This is a genomic window from Variovorax sp. 01N425, assembly GCF_056399465.1.
This window is the reverse complement of record NZ_JBFTRJ010000008.1, coordinates 1-19,939: the sequence shown is the minus strand read 5'-3', so window position 1 is coordinate 19,939 and position 19,939 is coordinate 1. Positions and strand designations below refer to the sequence as shown.

The 19,939-nt window shown below is 63.2% G+C and carries 21 protein-coding genes and 1 pseudogene; 6 read left to right on the top strand and 16 right to left on the bottom strand.

Translation table 11 applies throughout. The annotated features are described in order from the left end of the window. Positions 1 to 8: 8 nt before the first annotated feature. On the bottom strand, positions 9 to 860 hold the full coding sequence (locus AC1DSC_RS15645; protein ID WP_015865999.1) for a fumarylacetoacetate hydrolase family protein: 852 nt from the start codon (positions 858 to 860) through the stop codon (positions 9 to 11). Between the two features lie 154 nt (positions 861 to 1,014). Between AC1DSC_RS15645 and AC1DSC_RS15640 the strand changes: the two genes are divergently transcribed. Further along, positions 1,015 to 1,965 (top strand): LysR family transcriptional regulator, encoded by a 951-nt coding sequence (locus AC1DSC_RS15640; protein ID WP_015866000.1) that lies wholly within the window; start codon positions 1,015 to 1,017, stop codon positions 1,963 to 1,965. 195 nt (positions 1,966 to 2,160) lie between these two features. Further along, positions 2,161 to 2,649, top strand: a complete 489-nt coding sequence (locus tag AC1DSC_RS15635; RefSeq protein ID WP_015866001.1) for a hypothetical protein — start codon at positions 2,161 to 2,163, stop codon at positions 2,647 to 2,649. Between the two features lie 191 nt (positions 2,650 to 2,840). Here AC1DSC_RS15635 and AC1DSC_RS15630 read toward each other — a convergent pair whose 3' ends face one another. The 10 genes from AC1DSC_RS15630 to AC1DSC_RS15585 form a co-directional block, all read right to left on the bottom strand. Next, entirely contained in the window at positions 2,841 to 4,445 is a 1,605-nt protein-coding gene (locus AC1DSC_RS15630; RefSeq protein ID WP_015866002.1) for a phytoene desaturase family protein, read from the bottom strand. 19 nt (positions 4,446 to 4,464) lie between these two features. Next, complete coding sequence (locus AC1DSC_RS15625) at positions 4,465 to 5,631, bottom strand: ABC transporter substrate-binding protein (RefSeq protein WP_015866003.1); 1,167 nt, start codon at positions 5,629 to 5,631, stop codon at positions 4,465 to 4,467. Positions 5,632 to 5,685: 54 nt separating this feature from the next. Beyond that, on the bottom strand, positions 5,686 to 6,390 hold the full coding sequence (locus AC1DSC_RS15620; RefSeq protein WP_015866004.1) for an ABC transporter ATP-binding protein: 705 nt from the start codon (positions 6,388 to 6,390) through the stop codon (positions 5,686 to 5,688). Continuing rightward, a complete protein-coding gene (locus tag AC1DSC_RS15615; RefSeq protein ID WP_015866005.1) occupies positions 6,377 to 7,141 on the bottom strand; it encodes an ABC transporter ATP-binding protein in 765 nt (254 codons plus the stop codon). Before AC1DSC_RS15615 ends, AC1DSC_RS15620 begins: the two co-directional genes overlap by 14 nt. Beyond that, a complete protein-coding gene (locus AC1DSC_RS15610) occupies positions 7,134 to 8,159 on the bottom strand; it encodes a branched-chain amino acid ABC transporter permease (RefSeq protein WP_015866006.1) in 1,026 nt (341 codons plus the stop codon). Before AC1DSC_RS15610 ends, AC1DSC_RS15615 begins: the two co-directional genes overlap by 8 nt. 1 nt (position 8,160) lies before the next feature. Then, complete coding sequence (locus tag AC1DSC_RS15605; RefSeq protein ID WP_041945806.1) at positions 8,161 to 9,024, bottom strand: branched-chain amino acid ABC transporter permease; 864 nt, start codon at positions 9,022 to 9,024, stop codon at positions 8,161 to 8,163. A 3-nt stretch (positions 9,025 to 9,027) separates the two neighbouring features. After that, on the bottom strand, positions 9,028 to 10,683 hold the full coding sequence (locus AC1DSC_RS15600) for a 3-(methylthio)propionyl-CoA ligase (RefSeq protein ID WP_015866008.1): 1,656 nt from the start codon (positions 10,681 to 10,683) through the stop codon (positions 9,028 to 9,030). 117 nt (positions 10,684 to 10,800) lie between these two features. After that, positions 10,801 to 12,228, bottom strand: coding sequence for an aldehyde dehydrogenase family protein (locus tag AC1DSC_RS15595; protein ID WP_015866009.1), 1,428 nt, complete (start codon positions 12,226 to 12,228; stop codon positions 10,801 to 10,803). A 27-nt stretch (positions 12,229 to 12,255) separates the two neighbouring features. Next, positions 12,256 to 12,570 carry an EthD family reductase gene (locus tag AC1DSC_RS15590; RefSeq protein ID WP_307594236.1) on the bottom strand — a complete coding sequence of 105 codons (315 nt, stop codon included), beginning with the start codon at positions 12,568 to 12,570 and terminating at the stop codon, positions 12,256 to 12,258. Positions 12,571 to 12,594: 24 nt separating this feature from the next. Next, positions 12,595 to 13,467, bottom strand: coding sequence for a TauD/TfdA dioxygenase family protein (locus AC1DSC_RS15585; RefSeq protein ID WP_015866011.1), 873 nt, complete (start codon positions 13,465 to 13,467; stop codon positions 12,595 to 12,597). Between the two features lie 179 nt (positions 13,468 to 13,646). Between AC1DSC_RS15585 and AC1DSC_RS15580 the strand changes: the two genes are divergently transcribed. Beyond that, entirely contained in the window at positions 13,647 to 14,720 is a 1,074-nt protein-coding gene (locus AC1DSC_RS15580; protein WP_015866012.1) for an AraC family transcriptional regulator, read from the top strand. Positions 14,721 to 14,751: 31 nt separating this feature from the next. Here the strand turns inward: AC1DSC_RS15580 and AC1DSC_RS15575 are convergent, their stop codons facing one another. The 4 genes from AC1DSC_RS15575 to tnpA form a co-directional block, all read right to left on the bottom strand. Next, positions 14,752 to 14,874, bottom strand: a complete 123-nt coding sequence (locus AC1DSC_RS15575; RefSeq protein ID WP_015866013.1) for a hypothetical protein — start codon at positions 14,872 to 14,874, stop codon at positions 14,752 to 14,754. A gap of 180 nt (positions 14,875 to 15,054) precedes the next feature. Then, on the bottom strand, positions 15,055 to 16,575 hold the full coding sequence (gene tnpC, locus AC1DSC_RS15570) for an IS66 family transposase (protein WP_080515801.1): 1,521 nt from the start codon (positions 16,573 to 16,575) through the stop codon (positions 15,055 to 15,057). A gap of 108 nt (positions 16,576 to 16,683) precedes the next feature. Further along, positions 16,684 to 17,016: an IS66 family insertion sequence element accessory protein TnpB gene (gene tnpB / locus AC1DSC_RS15565; RefSeq protein ID WP_015866015.1), complete on the bottom strand. Its 333-nt coding sequence runs from the start codon at positions 17,014 to 17,016 to the stop codon at positions 16,684 to 16,686. Continuing rightward, on the bottom strand, positions 17,013 to 17,360 hold the full coding sequence (tnpA, locus tag AC1DSC_RS15560) for an IS66-like element accessory protein TnpA (protein ID WP_015866016.1): 348 nt from the start codon (positions 17,358 to 17,360) through the stop codon (positions 17,013 to 17,015). The genes tnpB and tnpA overlap by 4 nt, the downstream gene beginning before the upstream one ends. Before the next feature lie 879 nt (positions 17,361 to 18,239). On the opposite strand from tnpA, the gene AC1DSC_RS15555 reads away from it, so the two are divergent. Continuing rightward, positions 18,240 to 18,647: a hypothetical protein gene (locus tag AC1DSC_RS15555; RefSeq protein WP_412512265.1), complete on the top strand. Its 408-nt coding sequence runs from the start codon at positions 18,240 to 18,242 to the stop codon at positions 18,645 to 18,647. Positions 18,648 to 18,669: 22 nt separating this feature from the next. On the opposite strand, the gene AC1DSC_RS15550 is transcribed toward AC1DSC_RS15555, so the two are convergent. Continuing rightward, the gene (locus AC1DSC_RS15550) at positions 18,670 to 18,825 is read right to left on the bottom strand and encodes a hypothetical protein (protein WP_015866018.1); all 156 of its coding nucleotides are present in this window, start codon (positions 18,823 to 18,825) and stop codon (positions 18,670 to 18,672) included. Positions 18,826 to 19,017: 192 nt separating this feature from the next. Between AC1DSC_RS15550 and AC1DSC_RS15545 the strand changes: the two are divergent. Together AC1DSC_RS15545 and AC1DSC_RS15540 are read left to right on the top strand one after the other, a co-directional pair. Further along, positions 19,018 to 19,134, top strand: a pseudogene (locus AC1DSC_RS15545) (IS3 family transposase); the annotation flags it as partial. A gap of 202 nt (positions 19,135 to 19,336) precedes the next feature. Next, entirely contained in the window at positions 19,337 to 19,666 is a 330-nt protein-coding gene (locus tag AC1DSC_RS15540; RefSeq protein WP_015866019.1) for a hypothetical protein, read from the top strand. The last annotated feature ends 273 nt before the right edge of the window (positions 19,667 to 19,939 follow it).

Below are 19,939 nucleotides of genomic sequence, written 5' to 3'. Positions count from 1 at the left end.
GCGGCGCTTCAGGCTGCCGTTCCGATGCGGTTGCGCAGGATGCCCAGGCCGGTGATCTCCACCTCGACCACGTCGCCTTCCTTCATGTAGAGCGGCGGCTCGCGGCGGTCGCCGACGCCACCGGGCGTTCCGGTGGCAATCACGTCACCGGGCGACAGCGGTGTGAAGCGGGAGATGTACTCGACCAGGACAGGGATGTCGAAGATCAGGTCGTCGATGCTTGCCTGCTGCATCACGTTGCCGTTGACGCGCGTCTCCAGCGTCAGCCTGGTGACGTCCGGCACCTCGTCGCGGGTCACCAGGTACGGGCCGAACGGGGCGGTGCCCGGAAAGTTTTTGCCCGGCGTGAATTGATGCGTGTGGCGCTGCCAGTCGCGCACGCTGATGTCGTTCAGGCAGGCATAGCCCGCGATGTGCTCGAAGGCCTGCGCCTTCGGGATGTGGCGGCCACCCTTGCCGATCACGAAGGCCAGTTCGCCTTCCCAGTCGAAGCGCTCAGAAAAGGCCGGACGCAGCACCGTGTCCTCATGCGCTGCCAGCGTGTCGTTGAAGCGGATGAAGAGCGACGGGTATTCGCTGTCCGGGCGCTTGGTCTCGGCCACGTGGGTCTTGTAGTTCAGGCCCACGCAGATCAGCTTGGGTGGGTTGGGAATCACCGGAAGCGCGCGCACGGCGCTGGCCTGCACGGCGCTGCCGCTTGCCGCGGCCGCCTGCGCGAGTTCGCGCAAGGCATCGGCGCGCAGCACCGACACCAAGTCGGGATGGCGGCCGAGGAAGTCGGCCGGCGGCAGTTGGTAGCGATCTTCCTCAACCACTCCGTAGGTGGCCTGTCCGGCGTGTGTGAAGCTGGCGAGTTTCAAATGAGTCTCCTTGGATTCGTCGCTGCGGTGCTTGCCCGAAATGAGCAGTTCGCATCAGGTACAGCCAATGTAAAAATCCTTAAGCCATCCGCATAGATAGAATTCCGAGCAATCAGATTTGCCTTATTTGGCATAACTCACACGGGTAATCCCTATGGACGTCGCGACCGTCAGGCTCTTCCTGGAAGTGCTGGAGGCTGGCAGCCTGAGCAAGGTGGCGGCCCGCCGCCAAACGGTGCAATCGCACATCAGCCGCCAGATCAGTGACTTTGAAGCGGGGCTCGGCGGCCCGCTGTTTCGGCGAACAGGCAGAGGCGTCGTGCCGACCGAACTGGGAGAGCGCGCGGCAACGCGGCTACGGTCCTGGCTGCTGGAGACGGACCGTTTGTCGGAGGAACTTCGCGAGGAATCAGGCAAGTTGCTCGGCGAGGTCCGCCTGGGCGTCATACCTTCGGCAGCCCATCCGCTGATGACGCGACTCTTTGAACGCCTGCAGGTCGAGCATCCAGGCATCCGCCTGAACATCGCCGAAGCTCAGGGCACCGAACTCAACACGATGCTCGACAGCGGTGCCGTCGACATGGCAATTCTTTTTCGGTTCAATCGCCCGAGCGGTCACGAAGAAAGGCTGCTGAGCGTTGCACATACCTATCTGATCTCCGCCCCGGGGGACGAGCTCACGAAGGAGGCCACGGTCAACTTCTCGCGTCTGTCCGGTCTGCACCTCGTGCTGCCTCGACGTCCCAGTCACTGGCGCAACGCACTTGACGAAGCAGCCCGCAGCTTGGGCTTCGCCCTGGTCCCAGTCGCCGAAGTGGATTCGTTGACGATGCAAAAGGAACTGGTGGCGCACACGCCGGGGCTCTATTCGATGATGGGGCCGTACTCAATTGCCGAGGAACTCCGACGGGGTCGCCTTCAGGCCAGCAAACTCGTGAAGCCCGATCTCTTCCGCCATGTGACCTTGGCGTTTCCGAAGCAGGGCAAGCTTTCACCCGCGTGCAGGAGGGCCGCCGAGATCATCCAGCAATTGGTCGGCGCCTGGGGCAGTCAACTCACCGAGCCAATAGCCGGTGATGAATCTGGACACGCACCTGCAAAATAGTGTGCCCTCGGCCCAGGCGAGGTGCACGCCACCATCAGGCACCGGCCAACCGGCCATGCGCTGTAGCCATCTGAGATCGAGGCGGGACGGTATATCTGGCCGCCCTCCCCTTTACTTCTCGGGCGGCGTCAGCTCCCATGCACTTCCGCGGCGTCGAATGAGACCTCGCCTTGCCAGGGATGCCAGGTACAAACGATGACCACTTTCACTCTTTCGGCCGAATGGCGGAATCAGCCGCACCAGCAAGTTCGGCATAAGCATCGCCAGGCGCGCGTTCCAGGACTCGCCGGCCCTCACGAAGAGCTCCAGGCGCGGTTTGTCAAGCGCCCGCAGCACGACCTTCCCGACTTCGCCAGGCATCTGCGGTGGGTCCATGAATTGCATCTTGTTGCCGTCTTCAATCGCCTCTCGCATCAACATGGGCGTTTCGGTCGCCGTGCGCGCACGGCGGAAAACGAGCAGATCGCGCGGGCGAATACCGACTTGGCACGCGCGGTTAGCCAGCAGATCGATAGTACGGCTGCCCTGGCCGAGCACATCATCTCGGGCCTCGTCTTCGAACTCGAGCGCGCGGACATCACGACCGACTCCCTGCAGCGTCTTCAGCACGATCCGGTGGTCAAAACCTTCTGCGACTGGTTGCTGGAACAGGGCACGGGCGTTGACGGCGCCGCGACAGCCTAGCTCTGCCGCGGCGTCATCCGCGGCTGTCGGTCAATGCCTGAAGACTGAGGTGTACGAGCGCGCCTGCTGTGGCTCGAACTCGCTCATGGGGTGAGGTGCGTCAGCCCATCTGCCTCTCGGAGGCAACGGAAGAAAGTGCTCGCCCCGAACTGCGGGGTGAGCGGGGCAACGCTGAGCATGCCGAATGGACACTAGGATCTCAGTTCACGGAAGAGGTCGCGCCCGAGCACGGCGCTGGCGGCCACCAGACCGCCGACCATTGCACCACTGACGCCCGCGGCCGCCACGTCTTGGCCACTGAAGTACAGGCCCTTGACCGGCGCGTGAGCGCCCATCCAGCGCTGGGCAAAGCGCCGCGGCGTCTGTTCGAAGCCCATGAAATTGCCTCGAGTGCGATTCAAGAAGTGATTGAAGCTCAGCGGTGTGGCCAGTTCGGCATGGGCAACTCGCCCTCGGAGCTGCGGGAAGCGGCGAAAGGCCTCAGCGAGCAAATGCTCAGTCAATTGAGCCTTCATGTCGTCGTACTCGGCACCACGGCGCATCCATTCAGTGCCAGCAAAGCGCTCGAAGACGGACCAATCAGTGAGGCCGCAAACGTCCATGGTGCTGCGTCCAGGATAGCGAGCCGCCCAACTCGGATCACGCAATGACGGGTGCGTCATGAAGTAGAGCGGCATGGGCTCGCCTGCGGGGTCGGCTTTGTAGCGAGAGAGATTCCGCGTGAGATCATTTGTGGGGTGAACCCAAAGGTTTCCCGGATGGATGCCCAGCTCGCCATTGCCCGCATCCACCCCAACGTTGAGTACCGCAAAACACTGTGTCGTCCCCAGAGACTGGGTGGCCTGCGTCAGCGGCCGGATCAGTTCAGGGTCGGCATGGGCCAACAATGGCAGAGTCTGCGAAATGCCAATGGAACTGACAACGCGGCGCGCTTCAATGTCGCTGCCATCGGCGGTCACGACCCCCACCACCCGGTCGTTGTGCATCCTCAGGCCGACAACTTCGGCGGCCACCAGGCAGGCGCCACCTGCCGCGCGAACCGTGTCTGCCATGGCTTCTGCGATTCGTGGTGCACCACCCACCGGATAGCTGGCACCGTCGATATAGTGATGAAACACCATTGCGTGGACGGCGAAGGCCGCTTCGGCAGGTGAGTTGCAATAGTCCCCGTAGTTGCCGCACCAAACCGCCTTGAGATCGGCGTTGTCGGTCAACTCGTTCAATACCTCCAGCACCGTACGCTGAGAGTATGGAGCGAAGGCGGCCTGTGGCGCGCTGACCGAAGCGTCGGACAAGCGATGCTGGAGAGCACGCTCGCCAAAGAACGCCTTTGCAGCGCGATTGGCATCAGCGACGAGCTCCACATAGCGATCAATGGCTGCAGCCTCGCCCGGAAAATAGACCTTGAGTTGGTCCTTGTAGGCCTCGGCGCCAGCCACGTGGTCGAAGCTACGGTCTCCGATGATGATGCGGTTGTAGACCGCCGGCATGGGTGCCCATTCGAGCTGCCCGCGGGAGACCTTGTCGAACAGGCGATAGAGGCCACTGCTCTTGCGGTGCACCTCGCCCACGTAGTGGAGGCCTACATCCCACTCGAAGCCCTTGCGCGTAAATGACTGTAGACAGCCGCCGAGAACCGCATGGCGCTCCAGCACCAGCACCCGCTGACCATCCAGCGCCAGCAAGGCAGCGGTCGTCAAACCGCCAGCACCGGAACCAATAACGACAGTGTCGAAGCTGCCGTGCAACTCGCCGCGCTCGCGTGCGCGCTTGAAACTCAGATCGGGCGTATTCATTTTTTGCTCCATTTCTTCGTCAGCGCAGGTCCATCAGCTTCACTTCTCGCACCTTTCCACCTTCGACCACCGCCACCGGCACGGCTCCGATCGAATTGCCGCGGACATCGACTCCGCTCAAGGCATGAGGGTTGGCTGCGGCGCTCAGTGCCTTCATCGCGGTGTTGAGTTGCGCTCGAATCGCCAAGACATCGGTCGCTCTCGACGCGGCCTTCATCGCCTCAGCGGTAGCGCGCACACCTGTGTAGCCCAGCGTGACCTCACTGCTCGGATCACGCCCGGGATACAGCTTGCGATAGCGCTCGACGAAGGCTTTCATTGCGTTCGAAGAATCATCGACCACGGGCAGCAAGCCGATGGAACCTTCGAGCAGACCGTAGCCACCCGTGACTTTGGCGATCTCGTCGAGCTTGGCTTGGTCGATAATGACGAAGCCGCCCTTGAAGCCCAGTTCGCGAGCTTGCTTGATCACGAGCGCGGTCGGCTCCGATGCGCCCCCCACCAGCAGCACATCGGGTTTAGCGGCCAGCACACGACTCACGCCGCTGTAGAAATCGGCCGCGCGGTTGTAGGACATGGGGTTATCGGCCACCACTGTGCCGCCCGCAGCTTCCCAGGTTGGGCGGAAAGCGGCGCTCCAGGCTTTGGCATAGTCATGGTCACCCACAGCGATGCCGAGCTTCTTGCCGTACTTTCCCATTGCATAGTGGGTGAAGGGCTGGATATACGTCGTGAAATCTGGCGGGATGCGCCAGGTCAGCGTATTCCCATTGGCGGTGATCTGCGGCACGCTGCTGTACGAGAGTAGCAAGTACTTTTGCTTCTCGTTGGCGGTCTGCAACGCAAAAGTCCCGCCCGAATGCCCCACCAAAATCACCGGTGTCTTCTCCGCCTGCACCAAGCGCTGTGCATTGATCGCAGACTCCGCGGGGTTGTACTTGTCGTCGAGGCTCACGATCTCAAGCTTGCTAGGCTTGCCCCCGATCTGCCACCCCTCCGCATTGATCTCGTCGGCGGCCATGCGCATGCCGTCGAGCACGTTCTTTCCGAACAGCGCACCGCCACCGCTCAGCGGGCCGGTGTAGCCCAGCTTCACGACCTGCTGCGAGAAAGCCTGGCTGGCGAACAGGAGTGTGCTTGCAGCGATGCCAGCGAGCAGTCGCCTGCCGTGGGGAGTCTTCTTCATGGCTTGTCTCTCTTTCATTGGAATGAATGGAACGCGGAAAATCCGGCCCTCGCCTCAGGCCCCGATGTAGGCACGTCGGATGTCAGGGTTGCGCAGCAGGGCATCGCTGTCGCCCTCCATGGCGACACGGCCCAGCTCGAGCACGTAGGCCCGATGGGCCACCTTCAGAGCGGCGAAAGCGTTCTGCTCGGCCAGCAGCACGGTGGTGCCGGCACGGTTGATCTGCTGGATCACATCGAACATCTGCCGGACCACGAGCGGCGCCAGGCCGAGCGATGGCTCGTCGAGCAACAGGGCGCGCGGCCGACCCATCATGGCGCGGCCGATGGCCACCATCTGCTGCTGGCCGCCGCTCAACGAGCCGGCCGGGTCGTCCTTCTTCTGATCGAGGATCGGAAACAAGCCGAAGATTTCTTCGAGCCGGCGGCGATTTCCCGCACTGTCGGTGCGGTGAACATAGGCGCCGAGTACGAGGTTGCGCAGTACCGACATGCCCGGAAAGAGCTTGCGCCCTTCCGGACATTGAACGACGCCGGCTTGGACGATCTGCGAAGGCCGCATGCCGATCAGTTCATGTTTACCAAAACGGATGTGTCCCGTCGCAGCTTCCAGTCCGCTCGCGGCGCGAAAGATCGAACTCTTGCCCGCGCCATTGGCGCCCAGCAGCACGACCAATTCACCGTCGCGGGCCTGCAGGCTGATGTCGCTCAAGGCCCTGAAGCTGCCGTAGTTCAGCGAGACGCGCTCAAGCTTCAGCATGCTCGCTCCCGAGGTAGGCATCGATCACTGCGGGGTTCGTCCTGATCTCGTCGGGCGTACCCTCGGCGATCTTCTCGCCGTAGTTCAGCACCATGATCTTGTCGGCCAGCTGCATGATCATGTCCATCTTGTGTTCGATCAGGCACACGGTGATGCCGCTGCGCACCATCTTGCGGATGAGCAGCGCCAGTCCCACCGTTTCCTCCGGGTTGACGCCGCCGGCCGGCTCGTCGAGCAGCACCAGCTGCGCGTCGGTGGCAATCGCCAAGGCGAAGGCGACGCGCTTTCGCTCCTCCTGCGTGATGTCCGCCGCCAGCCGCCGCTCCAGATGCGACAACCCCACGAAGTCCAGCGCGGCGCGTGCCTTCGCACGGCACAGCGCCTCCTCATCCCGAAGCCGCCGGGACCCCGTCACCGCGTCCCAGAGGCCGGAGCGAGTGCGCAGCCGATGGCCGACGATCAGGTTGTCGAGCACCGTCGACAGGTCGAACAAGGTGGTCGACTGAAAGGTACGGGCCACGCCGCGCAACGCCATGTCGTCGGCGCGGCAGCGTGTCACATCCTCGCCGTTGAGCAGAATGCGCCCGGCGCTCGGTAGGTGCACGCCGCCGATCAGGTTGAAGAACGTCGTCTTGCCCGCGCCATTCGGGCCGATGATCGCGTTGACCTTGCCCTTCTCCACGCAGGTGCTGACATCGTTGACTGCTGTCAGCCCGCCGAAGCGCTTGGTGAGCCCCTGGATCTCAAGCATGGCGCTCTCCCTTCAGTCCCACCGAGGTCGACTGTTGATCCGGCTCCTGTGCAACGACAGACGCCGGCTGCGACGCGCGGCGGCGCAGCCATTGGCCCCGCACCCAACCGACGATGCCGTCGGGCAGGAAGATGACCAGCACGATCAGCAGCGGCCCGAACACGATGAACCGGTAGTCCTGCAGGAACTGCAGGTACTGCGCGAGCCAGGGCACGCCCAGCGCCCCCAGCAGCGGACCGAGCAGCGTTCCGGCACCGCCGATGAGCATGTACATGGTCATGTCGAAAGTGCGCTCGACACCGGCCAGGTCCGGACTGAGGAAACGCACGAAGCCCGCATACAGGCCACCTGCCGTGCCCGCATAGAACACCGACAGCAAAAAGGCCAGAAGCTTGTTGCGCATCAGGTTGATGCCCAGCGACTCGGCCAGGTCGTCGCCGTTGCGGATGGCCACGAAGGTGCGTCCCAGCAGCGAACCGACGATGCGGTGCATGACCCACAGTCCCAGAGTGAGAAAACCCAGCACCAGGTAGTACAGCGCGCGCGGCGAATCAAAGGAGACATCGCCGAACGGCGTGGGGAGTGCCTCCGGCACGGGAATGCCGATGATGCCGACCGCCCCGTGCGTCAGGCTTTCCCATTTCTCGATGCCGAGGAACAGGATGTAGCCCATGCACATCGTGAAGATGGCGAAGAAGTGCCCCTTCAGGCGCAGCGACAGGAGCCCGATGGGCAAGCCCAGCACCACAGGCACCAGGCCCGACAGGCAGAACGCGGCCCAAAACGGCCACTGGTGGTCCACCGTGAGGATTCCCACGGTGTAGGCCCCGATCGCCATGAAGCCCGCATGCGCGAGATTGAATTGGCCCGTATAGCCCGTGATGAGATTCAGGCCCAGGGTCGCCAACGCGAAGATGTAGGCGCTGCTCATCACCGTCAGGTGGTAGTCGTTGTCCGTCAGGAGGGGGAAGACGAGGCCCAGCAGCAGCAACAGGCCCCAGCCGGTACGTGCGTTCATGTCAAAGCACCCCGCGCGTGAACAGGCCCTGCGGCCGCACAGACAGGATCACCACCAACAGCACGAAGGCGATGAGGTCCTTGGCATCGGACGAAACATAGAAGGCGCCGAAACTCTCCGCAAAGCCGATGATCAGCCCGCCTGCGATGGCGCCGGGCACGCTGCCCATGCCGCCGATCACGATGATCGCGAAGGCCTTGGTGATCACCAGGCTGCCCATGGCGGGGTACACCAGATTGATCGGCGCGTAGAGCACCGCCGCCGCAGCTGCAAGCGCGCCGGAAATGGCAAAGGTGAGCATTGCGACGCGGTGGGTGTCGATGCCCATGAGCGCGGCACCCTCGCGGTTCTGTGCCAGCGCGACGATCGTGGCGCCAACGACCGTGCGCTTGAGGAACAGCTGCAGTGCCGCCACCAGCACGAAGGCACCTGCGACGAGCAGCACGCGTTGCTGCCCAATGCCGATGCCGGCGACCTCCACCATGCCCGTGTAGGGGGTGGGCATGCGACGGAAGTCGGCACCCCAGATCGCCTGGGCAGAGGCCTCGAGGAATAGCAGCAGCCCGATGGCCGCAATCATCGGATGCAGGCCCGACGACTTGCGCAGCGGATGGAACACCCAACGGCCGGCAAGCGCTGCCAGGGCTGCCACGCTCGCGGCGGCCGCCAACATGGCGAGCCAGTAGTTCCAGCTGAGCGCCGACATGAGCTGGAAGGCCACGAAGGCTCCGGCCATGTAGAACGCACCGTGCGCGAAATTGGGCACCTGCAGGATCCCGTACACCAGCGTCAGACCCAAGGCCACCAGGCAATAAACGCTGCCGAGCGTCAGACCGTTGAGGATCTGTTGAAGGAACATGTCCACGGATCAGACCTCCGCGACCAAGCGAAACGCCCGGAACTGGTCCCGGAGCTTGTTCTTGAGCACCTTGCCTGTGGCACCCAGCGGCAGCGATTCGACAAACGCCACCTCGTCGGGCCGCCACCATTTCGCAACCTTGCCGTCGAGGAAATCGAGCAGCTGCTCTTTCTCCAGCGCGGCGCCTTGCCTTTTCACGACGACAAGCAGAGGCCGTTCATCCCACTTGGGGTGATAGACGCCGATGCAGGCCGCCTGCTGCACGGCCGGGTGCGCCATCACGAGGTTCTCCAGTTCGATGGAGCTGATCCATTCGCCGCCGGACTTGATCACGTCCTTGTTGCGGTCGGTAATCTTCAAGTAGCCGTCGGCATCGATGGTGGCCACGTCGCCAGTGTTGAACCAGCCATCGACGTTCGTCGCCGACGCTGCGTCGCGGAAGTAACGCTCGACGACCCACGGACCCTTGGCCATCAGGTTGCCCGCCGTCTCGCCGTCCCAAGGCAGTTCTCGTCCTTCGTCATCGACGATCTTGATGTCGACACCGACGATGGTGGTGCCTTGCTTGCCGAGGATCGCCTGCCGCTCTGCCTCGGGAAGGCTGTCGTGCTTGGCGAACAGCTTGCCGGTGGTGGCCAACGGCGAGGTCTCGGTCATGCCCCACGCATGGACGACCTCAATGCCGTAGCGCTCGCGGAAAACCTTCATCATCGCGGCGGGACACGCGGAGCCGCCGATCACGGTGCGCTTGAAGGTCGAGAAACCGGCTTCCTGCTTGGCGGCATGGTCGAGCAAGCCCATCCACACCGTCGGCACTCCCGCCGAGAAGGTCACGCCCTCCCGTTCGAAAAGCTCGTACACCGAGGCTCCGTCCAGCGCCGCCCCGGGAAGGACAAGCTTCGCGCCGGTCATCGCCGCCGCATAAGGCAACCCCCAGGCGTTGACGTGAAACATCGGGACGACGGGGCAGACCACGTCCCGCGCCGACAACCCGAAAGAATCGGGCAGCGAGGACGACATGGCATGCAGGACGGTGGATCGGTGAGAGTAGAGAACACCCTTGGGATCGCCCGTTGTGCCCGATGTGTAGCACAGGCCCGAAGCGGCGTTCTCATCCAACTGCGGCCATTCGTAGGTGTCCGCACTGGCGTCCAGCAACTCTTCGTAGCACAGCAACGCCGGCATGCCATCCATCTGCGGCATCTCGTCGCGCCCGCACAGCGCGATCCATCCCTTCACGCCCGGACAATGCGGTGCAATGGCCTGGACGAGCCTGGCAAAGGCCGGATCGAACAGGAGCCAACCGTCCTGCGCATGGTTGACCATGTAGACGATCTGCTCCTGGAACAGGCGCGGATTGAGCGTGTGCAACACCGAGCCCGCACCCGCCACCGCGTAGTAGGCCTCCAGGTGCCGGTAGCTGTTCCATGCAAGCGTGCCAACGCGGTCGCCCATGCGCATGCCTTGTGTCACCATGGCTGCAGCAAGCTGGCGCGCGCGACGATGACAGTCGCGATAGGTGTAGCGATGCGTGCCGCCGGAAGACAACTGCGACACCACCTCCACATCGCCGAAATACCGGTCGGCGCGCTGCAGGATGGCGGAGATGAGCAACGGGGTGCTCATCATCTGTCCAGGGAGGAACCGGTGTATGTCGTCAGTCATCTTGTGTCTTCCATCTCGTTCTTGTTGTGTGTGTCGCTGCGAGCGATGCGCAGGGGCCAAGCCGGGCAGGCCGCGTGTCGCGCGCCCTGCCCCGCATCACGTGCCGGTGCCGGCGACTCAGCGCGGTGGCATCTGCATCGACTTGTATTCGAGGTATTCCTCGAAGCCGAACTTGCCCAGCTCGCGCCCGTTGCCCGATTGCTTGTAGCCACCGAATGGCGCCATCAGGTTGAAGCCGCCGCCATTGATCTCGACCTGGCCGGTGCGCAACCGGCGCGCTACACGCTTGGCGCTCTCGACATTGCCGCTCCAAACGCCGCCACCCAGCCCGTACACGGAGTCGTTGGCAATGCGTACTGCATCGTCTTCGTCCCGGTAGGTCAGGATGGACAGCACGGGCCCGAAGATCTCTTCGCGTGCGATGGTCATGTCGGATGTCACGCGCCCAAACACGGTGGGCTTGACGTAGTAGCCGACGGGCAGGTCGCGCGGCGCCTCAGCGCCGCCCGCGAGCAGCTCCGCGCCCTCCTCGATGCCCTTCCGGATGAAGCTGCGCACGCGCTCGCGCTGGGTCTCGGAGACGAGCGGGCCCAGGTTCGTTTCGGCTGCGAACGGATCGCCGATCCGGGTCTGGCGTGCCGCTTTGGCAGCCAGTGCGGCAGCCTCCTCGTAGCGCTTCTCGGACACAAGCAGGCGCGTGTGCGCGGTGCAGGTTTGCCCGGAGTTCTGATAGCAGGCCTGGATGACTCCCGGAATGGCGTGGCTGAAATCGGCGTCGTCCAGCAGAATGTTGGCCGACTTTCCGCCCAGTTCCAGCGCCACCCGCTTGACGGTCTGGGAGGCCAGTTCGGAGACGCGCTTGCCGGCCCGGGTGGAGCCCGTGAACGACACCATGTCCACCTTCAGGTGGCACGCCAGCGCCTCGCCCACCACGGGACCGGCGCCGCACACAAGGTTGAAGACACCTGCGGGCAGACCGATCGATTCGATGACCTCGGCCAGCAGGAAAGCGTTCAGCGGTGCGACTTCCGAAGGCTTCAACACCACGGTGCAGCCGGCAGCCAATGCCGGCGCCACCTTGGCCGCGATCTGATGCAGCGGGTAGTTCCACGGCGTGATGCAGGCGACCACGCCAACGGCTTCGCGCACCACTTCGGAGTTGCCCACGGACTCGCTGAATGCGTAGTCGCCCAGCAATTGCGCGGCCACGCCGAAGGAGCCGATGGGCAGGCCCGCCTGGGCGAACCGCGAGAACCCGATGGGCGTACCCACCTCCGCAGAGATCAGTTGCGCGATCTCCTCTGCGCGTGCCTGCAGACCGGCCTGAATCTTCATGAGCCAGACAGCGCGCTCGGCGGGCGGGGTGTTCGCCCAGTTGTCGAACGCGGCAGAAGCGGCTTCCACCGCAGCGGCCACGTCGTCGGCATCGCCCATGCAGACGCGCCCGATGACTGCTTCGCTAGACGGATTCACCACGTCGGCAAACTCGCGGGACCGGGAGGCCATCCAAGAGCCGTTGATGAAAAACTTGTCGTATGTCCTCATTGGGATCTCGTTCTTGTACGTCCCGGGTCAGCCGACCAGGACTTCGCTGATCTGGACGGTCGGCTTCACGTTGGTGTAGTTGGGAATGTCCGCGGCGATGGCGCCGGCGTGCGGCCCGAAGGCGAAGAGAAACGCGTCGAGCGACCCGAAAAAAAGATGCCCCATCGCGACGTAGGCGGGCGGCGAGGCCGGTGCTTTGCCAGCCAGCCCTTTGTCGATGGTGAAGTGGCTGCACGCGCCGGCCATCTTCTGCTTGACCATCGGCATGTGGCTGTTGCTGTAGTAGTCGAAGTCGAAGCTGCAGCCGGGGTCGTTCGGATAGAGAATGCTTACCTTGATCATGGCGTTGCTCTTTTTTGCTAGGGATCAGGAGACAGCGAGCGGACGCTCGCCGGCGATGGTGGTTCGGTGCATCACGCGCAGGTGGCCGTCATAGCCGCCATCGGCGTTGTGCAAGGTGCAGCGGTTGTCCCAGAGCGTGAGCATGTTGGGCGCCCAGCGGTGGCGATAGACGTACTCGTCGCGCACCATGTGCTGGTAGAGATAGCCCAGCAGCGCCGCGGACTCGCCGCGCGTCATTCCTTCGATGCCCTGTGTGTAGACCGGGCTCACGTACAGGGCCTTGCGGCGCGTCACCGGATGGAGGCGAACCAGCGGATGCGGCCATGTCTTGTCGGCATCCTCGCTGACGACGATTTTCATCGAGCGCGTCTCCGTTTCCTTGGCGAACAGACCGTCCTTGCCGTAAGGCATGCCTGCTGAATGGATCGCCACCAGGCCATCGAGCAGACGCTTCATGGTGTCCGACAGTTCGTCGTAGGCCCGATAGCCGTCGGCATAGAGCGTGTCGCCACCGACAGGCGGGGTCACCTTGGAGTGCAGGATGGTCCCAGCGGGAGGCTCTTCCTGAAAGCTCCAGTCGGAGTGCCACTGCGCGCCGAAGTTGACCGCCTTCTCGTCAGCCTCGCGCCGTAGTTCCAGGATGTGCGGGTGATCTTCTATCGGGACGATGTATGGGTCGACCCCGAATTCGCCGAACTGCAGCGTGAACGCTTCCAGTTCGGAATGCGTGAGCGGTTGATCGGGAAAGTAGACGACCGAGTGTGCGGCCCAGGCCTTCTTCACTTCGTCGAGGACGGGAGCCGGCAACGGCCTGCTTATCGATAGGCCGGTGATCTCGGCGCCGAAGGCGTGCGGCTGCGGCCGCACGCGGATGTGCTCGTAATGGTTTTCCACCATATGTCTCCTTCATTGTTAAGACTCGCTGCACAGAGACCTTTGCGTTCTGCGCGGGGGGCAGTGTCCGGTCGGCGTCGCAGACTGTCATTGCTTCGGGGCGACAGAAAATTGCTCTGACCTACCAGGCACCCTTGACGCAAAGGACACGCGCACCTAGCCTTGCCGGCATGGCAGCACATATGACGATCCTCTCGACCTGGCTCGACGCTGTCGTGGATCAGTTGGAAGTGCAGGATCTGAACCCAAACGATCTCACCGCTGGCCTGTGGGGTCCGGGCCTGGCGCGTCTCGCACCCACACGCCAGGTCGGCCTGGTACTCGCTCGGCGTTTGTGGCAACGGGCGGCCAAAGTCTCCACTGACCCGCTTCTTGGCCTGAAGGTCGGCATCGGATTGCCGTTGCAGGCCATGAACGTATCGGGGCTGCTGATGATGCACAGTCCAACGTTGCGGGAGGCTTTGACGCACATGGAACGCTACCAGCAGCTCGTGAGCAACAGCGGGCGCGTGACGGCGCACAAGGTGCCGGGCGGCCTGGAGCTGGGCTATATCGTTACGCCGTGCCATGTCGACATGCACCACATGCAGATTGACTCGGTGTTCGGCGGGATACTGGCTTTCCTCAAGCGCTGTAGCACGCGAAGCATTGCACCCAGGCACATCGCCCTCACCGCGCCAGACAAGCTGCTCGGCTCGAGTTACGCAACGCTACTTGGCAGTCCGGTCACGCTCGGCGAGCGCAACGTGTGCGTTGCGTATGACGACCAAACGCTCGACCAACCCTTTCAAGGCGCCGACCCCGCTCTGCTGGCATTGCTCCGCGCGCAAGCCGACGGCCTGCTGCGGGCACAAAACTCATCCGACTCGCTTGAGGCCGCTGTGAGGGCGGCGATTGGTCAACGTGGTTTCGGCCACGTGTCGTGTGACGATGTGGCAAATGACCTCGGCATCACTTCGCGCACGCTGCAGCGGCGCCTCAGCCAGAACGGCATGCCTTTTCGTCGTGTCCTCGAGGCAGCCCGAATGGAAGAAGCCCTGCTTCTTTTGACTCATGGCAGCATGCCCCTGCCCGACGTGGCTGAACACCTGGGCTACACCGAGCTCAGTTCCTTCTGGCATGCCGTTAAATCGTGCTGGGGCTCGACACCGCGCGAACTGCGCAACAATGCCAACGAGCTCGCAAGCATGGCGTCGATGCATATGAATCCACCGGGGAAATCACACCCCTCTTCAACGACCCACGCAATTCGTTGAGAGCGTGCTCTCTCGCCGTCAACTTTGAGTGCTACTCAGCCATGTGCACCACTCTGATCATTTGCGTGCACGCGCTTCCCGCTTGATACGTGAAGAGCAGGTCGGCCGCCTGCTGGAAGAAGATTCGAACCGCGATGTCGACCAAAGTGGTCATGGGGCAGTTTGTGCCGCAAGCTCGCAACCAGTCAGTCTGAAGCAGCCGTTCAGCGCGCGACATCCGTATGTAGGCTTGCGGGGCCATACCCTGCCCTATCGAAGCGCCGCCGATACAAACCGCTTTCGCGCCAACGATGCGTAAGCGCGCGGTGATCCCGTCTTGACGACGGTCCTTCGATCAGCGCACTGCGGCTGGCTGCCAGCGATGCGGCAGCAACTCTCCGACGCGACTGGCCGGGTGAGTAGGCAGCCGCTCAAGAATGTCGCTGAGGTACGCGTGCGGCTCATGTCCATTGAGCTTCGCTGACTGGATCAAGCTCATGATGGCCGCGGCGCGCTGGCCTGCCCGTAGCGATCCCGCGAACAGCCAGTTCGATCGTCCGATGGCGATCGGGCGGATCTGGTTCTCCACCCAGTTGTTGTCCGCCGGCAGATCGCCGTCGTCGATGTAGCGCGTGAGCGCCTGCCAGCGCTTGAGGCTGTAGTCGATTGCCCTGGCCGTGGTCGAACCATCCGGCACCCTCTGCCGTTGCCCGGCGAGCCATTGCTGCAGGGCATCAGCCACCTTGCGCGACCTCTCTTGTCGTATTCGCCTTCGATCCTCAGGCACAAGCTCAGCAACCTCGCGCTCGACGGCGTAGAGCTCGCCGAAGAACTTCAGCGCCTGCTCGCCGATCGGGCTGCCGTGATTGGCCCAGAGTTCGTGGAACTTGCGCCTTGCATGGGCCAGGCAACCCGCCTCGGTGATGCCCAGCTCGAAGCACGCCTTGTAGCCACTGAAGTCGTCGCACACCAGTGTGCCGCGCCAGCCATGCTCGCCCGGCAGCCCGAGGAAGGCGCGCGCATGCTGGCCGCCGCGGCTGTCGGCGAAGTCGAACACCACCGCGCGCAGCGCGCTGTAGCTCGTCGTGCAGTAGCTCCACAGGTACGCCCGGTGTGTCTTGCCGTTGCCGGGCTTGAGCATCGCCACCGGCGTCTCGTCGGCATGCAGCACGCGGTCTTCGAGCATCTCGCACTTGAGCGCGTCGACCAGAGGCTGCAGCTGCACGCCGCACTGTCCAACCCAACTGGCCAGCGTCGAGCGCGGGATGGCGAGGCCCGCGCGACCGAAGATGGCTTCCTGCCTGTACAGCGGCAAGTGGTCCAGGTACTTGCCCACCAGCACCTGCGAGAGCAGCCCAGCCGTCGGGATGCCCTTGTCGATGATGTGCGGGGCGACGGGCGCCTGCACCAGCGTCTCGCAGTTCGTGCAGACCCACTTGCCGCGCACGTGGCGCTCGACGCTGAACACGCCTGGCTGGTAGTCGAGCTTCTCGGCCACATCCTCACCGATGCGCTGGAGCGTGCAGCCGCAGGCACAGGTGGTGCTCTCGGGCTCGTGGCGGATCTCCCGGCGCGGCAGGTGCGCGGGCAGTGCCTGGCGCTTGGGTTGCTGCTTCTCGCGCTGCGCGGCCGGCACCGCCGCGAGGTCCTCCAGCTCACGCTCCATCGCTGCCAAGTCGGCGTCGATGGTCTCCTCCAGCAGGCTCTTCTGCTCGGCATTGAAGGCTTCCGACTTGGCGGCGAACTTCAGTCGCTTGAGCACGGCCATCTCGTGCGTGAGCTTGTCGATGGCCGCTTGCTTGAACGCGATCTCGTGGTCGCGGCGTGCGATCTCGAGCTTGTCGGCTGCCGCCCCTCTCCTCAGGGAGAGGACCATCTCGCGCAGTTGCTGCGCGTCCAGGTGGTCAAGGTCGGCCGTGTCGATCACGGAAGGTGATGGTGCCCCGGCGTCCTCGCGAGCGCATCAGCACATTCGGCAATTGCACTACAGCACGCAGATCACTCCGGCTTCGCCGATCCGCTGCCACGGCAGACCGAGCACCAGCGCATCGAACTGGGGAGGGGTCAGGCTGAGGGTGGTGCCGCTGTCCTTGGGCCAGACGAACTTGCCCTGGTGCAGGCGTCGTGCCGACAGCCAGATACCGATGCCGTCGTGCACCAGGACCTTCATGCGATTGGCGCGACGGTTGGCGAACAGGTAGGCGTGGTGCGGGCGCGCGGCGCCGAAGACACGCACCACGCGCGCCAGCGCCGCTTCGGTGCCCGCACGCATGTCCAACGGCTCGACGGCCAGCCACAGCGCGTCGACGCGGATCACCTGAGGATCTCGCGCAGCCAGGCGGCGCATTGGCCTGACGCGCTCAACGGCCAGGTCACGTTCACCGCGATCGCGCCTCGGCGAAGCTCAAGGTGGATGTCATCTACGACCGCGGGGCCTGGCGCCAACGTGAGCGAGACGAACTCGGCTTGCGGGTTGCCGGCCTTCGAGGCGGTGCCTCTCGCGTCGACCATGCGGCGCCACTTGTGGACGAGGTTGGCGTTGAGGCCATGGGCCAGCGCCACTTGAGCCACAGACGCCCCGGGCTCTGCGCACGCCGCCAACACTTGCCGCTTCAGTTCGGCTGCGTGGCGCCGCCGGCTCACGCGCTTGGAGTCTTCCATAGGTGTCCACCTAAATCCTTGGTGGACACCATCGTCATAGACACCGGGGCCAAGCTCAAGACGGGATCACCGCGCGCTTACAACGATGCGGCGGGCCGCCCAACCTACGATAACCACAGGCACGTAAACACCCCGTTACCGCGGCTTGACCTGCCCCGGCAAGAAACAACGGCCCCACCAAGCCCTGGTCACGCCCCATAACACGCTGGTGGCCCGCTGCCGATCCAAAGATGCCTCGGTCGGTAAGCGTAGAGCTTGAAGACCTTGCGAGTCGCACTGGGGTTCTCCGCAGAGTTGGGCTCGATACCAAGCTACAGCAGGGGGTGGCTTGTGGGACCGACTCATTCTCAGCGTCAACCAAACTCGTGCGTCGCGCGACCAATCCTTTGCGAATCAGTCGAGGTTATTGCGACCAACTGGAAGAAAAATCTATCTCGAATATTAGGCCATCAAGAACTCGCATTCAGGTTCAACCGTAGAGTGATCCGGGCTATTCGAGACCCCTTTTGGCTTGAGGCTGACGGTCTACCCTATTTTTCCATGCAGTCGTAAGTTGCGGTGACTCCCTTTAGGAGCGGCGGAAACTTGCCAACAAAGCCTCGCCTGATAGCCTCCCCGAAACCAACCGGTTCTTCCCTCCTCCTTCATGGAGGACAGCGCCGACGCTTCGCACTGGCAGGAGCTTGAGACGGGAGGACGGGGCATGCGGCGTATGGCTCGACGCTTTGCGAAGGAGGCCGCAACATTCTTGCGAGCGGCACCGCGACATCAAGCCGAGCGAATGGCAGTCCACTTCAATTTTCGATAGGCCCTTCGGATTTGCTGAGGCGGAGGTCGGATCGCGCGTACAGCCTCCCCGTCGGCACGGAGCAGCAATCCGTGACTTTGTTTGCAGAATTGGTTTTAAGTAATAAGCACTTGCGGCGGCAAGGTGTACTTGAAGCTACATTTTGTAAACCAAAAAAGGGCCGGCATTTTTGGCAGAGCAAGCGCCGGCAATCGGAGAATCGAATGCCGCTCTTGTTCTTGATGAGGCTGCAGCAGGTGCAGCTTCCGGTTCGGGTTGCTGACCCGGATGAAGTTCGGTACGTCTCGGTGCTTTTGGCCACAGGCCTGATCGAAGCCGAGATCAACGCTCTCGGGTCGAGCGCGCGATACGCCGCATCACAGGTGGCAACGGTGATCCGCATCACGGAAGACGGCCTTGCCGAGATCGCGAAGATGGGCGACGTTCCCGAATTCGTGAAGACTTCCATGCGATTCGCCCGAGGGTTGCGTTTAATGTGACCGGAGATGCTTCGGCTGCTGCTTAGCCCATCTTTGGCAGCCAAGCGCCGAAGTCGAGGACTGAGCCGCTCTTTTTCTTGGCCTTCGCCGGCCCGGGCTCGTCCTCGTGTGGCCCAACACCAAGAGCGTCGACCATCTTCTGCAACTCGAGCAGCCCGGCAGCCTTGTAGGTCTTCATGGCCTCGACTGCTCGTAGAGAACATGACAGCCTTCGCTCTTGAGTTCGAAGCGTCGCCAGCGATAGGCGCTCTCTTCCTCTTCGATCACGGTAATGACGATCCGCGGTGGAGCGGCTGCATGCCGCGATGGTCATCCAGCTCCCGGCTTTGGTACGTCGGACAAACTCGACGGTCTAAACACCACCAGAAAAGAAAAGCCCAGCGCGCGGCTGGACCGAATCCACTGGTACAACGAGAAGCGGATCAAGCTCTCCCTTGGCTCTCTCAGCCCCATCGAATATCGAGAGAGTCTTGGATTTGCGACATAAACCAGTCCAAGTTTTTATCCGCACCCCCAGTGGGTTAGTTTTACATCGGCGCGGACATGTGAGCCCGAAGTCGAAGAGGGTTGCGCATGAATTCATGACCGCATCTATGCGCGGTGCCGAACAGACGCAGCCCGCGCCGGCGGTCATTGTGGCCGGCGTAGCCTCTATTGAGCTGCACCCCCCAAGACTCCAAGGAACTGCCATGAAGAAGTATTTACTCCCGTCCGCCCTATTGCTCGCTCTGCTCGGCGCATCTGCCTGCACCGGCCCCATGGGACCTCAAGGCAACACGGGCAACACCGGGAGCACCGGCTACACAGGTGCCACAGGCGCCACAGGCGCGAGGGGAAATACCGGCAACACGGGGAACACAGGCGACACTGGTAGTACCGGCAACACCGGCGCCACAGGGGAAACCGGCAATCAGGGAAATACCGGCAACACGGGCAATACCGGCGCAACGGGCGCCAGAGGCAATACCGGCAGCACTGGCACCGGCGGAACCGTTGTCGTGGTTCCGGCCGCACGCTGACGCATTGACCAACGCGCCCTTCTTTCGGGGTGCTTCAGGAATCGTCCGGCGCTGGTTCGGCGCCTGAGGGCGAATGTCTGGTCACGAGATCTGGTTGGCGTCCCGTGTCCGTCAATGCTCGGCAGCGCAATAGGCGAGGAACTCATTGACTTGCGCTGCCTTGTCGACGACCACATCGGCGTCCAGACGAAAGCACGCCGCGCGGCTGTCCGGAGAAGCCGCGTTGGTCAACGCCGCCACGATCCACTTCTTTCTGCCGGGCGTAAAAAGGGC

Excerpts from the sequence above, each read along its gene's own strand:
- AC1DSC_RS15590 (WP_307594236.1), bottom strand. The coding sequence starts at position 12,570 with ATGATCAAGGTAAGCATTCTCTATCCGAACGACCCCGGCTGCAGCTTC.
- AC1DSC_RS15580 (WP_015866012.1), top strand. The coding sequence starts at position 13,647 with ATGACGATCCTCTCGACCTGGCTCGACGCTGTCGTGGATCAGTTGGAA.
- tnpA (WP_015866016.1), bottom strand. The coding sequence starts at position 17,360 with ATGGAAGACTCCAAGCGCGTGAGCCGGCGGCGCCACGCAGCCGAACTG.
- AC1DSC_RS15550 (WP_015866018.1), bottom strand. The coding sequence starts at position 18,825 with ATGAAGACCTACAAGGCTGCCGGGCTGCTCGAGTTGCAGAAGATGGTC.
- AC1DSC_RS15640 (WP_015866000.1), top strand. The coding sequence starts at position 1,015 with ATGGACGTCGCGACCGTCAGGCTCTTCCTGGAAGTGCTGGAGGCTGGC.
- AC1DSC_RS15635 (WP_015866001.1), top strand. The coding sequence starts at position 2,161 with ATGACCACTTTCACTCTTTCGGCCGAATGGCGGAATCAGCCGCACCAG.
- AC1DSC_RS15585 (WP_015866011.1), bottom strand. The coding sequence starts at position 13,467 with ATGGTGGAAAACCATTACGAGCACATCCGCGTGCGGCCGCAGCCGCAC.
- AC1DSC_RS15615 (WP_015866005.1), bottom strand. The coding sequence starts at position 7,141 with ATGCTTGAGATCCAGGGGCTCACCAAGCGCTTCGGCGGGCTGACAGCA.
- AC1DSC_RS15575 (WP_015866013.1), bottom strand. The coding sequence starts at position 14,874 with ATGACCACTTTGGTCGACATCGCGGTTCGAATCTTCTTCCAGCAGGCG.
- AC1DSC_RS15625 (WP_015866003.1), bottom strand. The coding sequence starts at position 5,631 with ATGAAGAAGACTCCCCACGGCAGGCGACTGCTCGCTGGCATCGCTGCA.
- AC1DSC_RS15595 (WP_015866009.1), bottom strand. The coding sequence starts at position 12,228 with ATGAGGACATACGACAAGTTTTTCATCAACGGCTCTTGGATGGCCTCC.
- AC1DSC_RS15610 (WP_015866006.1), bottom strand. The coding sequence starts at position 8,159 with ATGAACGCACGTACCGGCTGGGGCCTGTTGCTGCTGCTGGGCCTCGTC.
- AC1DSC_RS15630 (WP_015866002.1), bottom strand. The coding sequence starts at position 4,445 with ATGAATACGCCCGATCTGAGTTTCAAGCGCGCACGCGAGCGCGGCGAG.
- AC1DSC_RS15600 (WP_015866008.1), bottom strand. The coding sequence starts at position 10,683 with ATGACTGACGACATACACCGGTTCCTCCCTGGACAGATGATGAGCACC.
- tnpC (WP_080515801.1), bottom strand. The coding sequence starts at position 16,575 with ATGGTCCTCTCCCTGAGGAGAGGGGCGGCAGCCGACAAGCTCGAGATC.
- AC1DSC_RS15620 (WP_015866004.1), bottom strand. The coding sequence starts at position 6,390 with ATGCTGAAGCTTGAGCGCGTCTCGCTGAACTACGGCAGCTTCAGGGCC.
- AC1DSC_RS15540 (WP_015866019.1), top strand. The coding sequence starts at position 19,337 with ATGAAGAAGTATTTACTCCCGTCCGCCCTATTGCTCGCTCTGCTCGGC.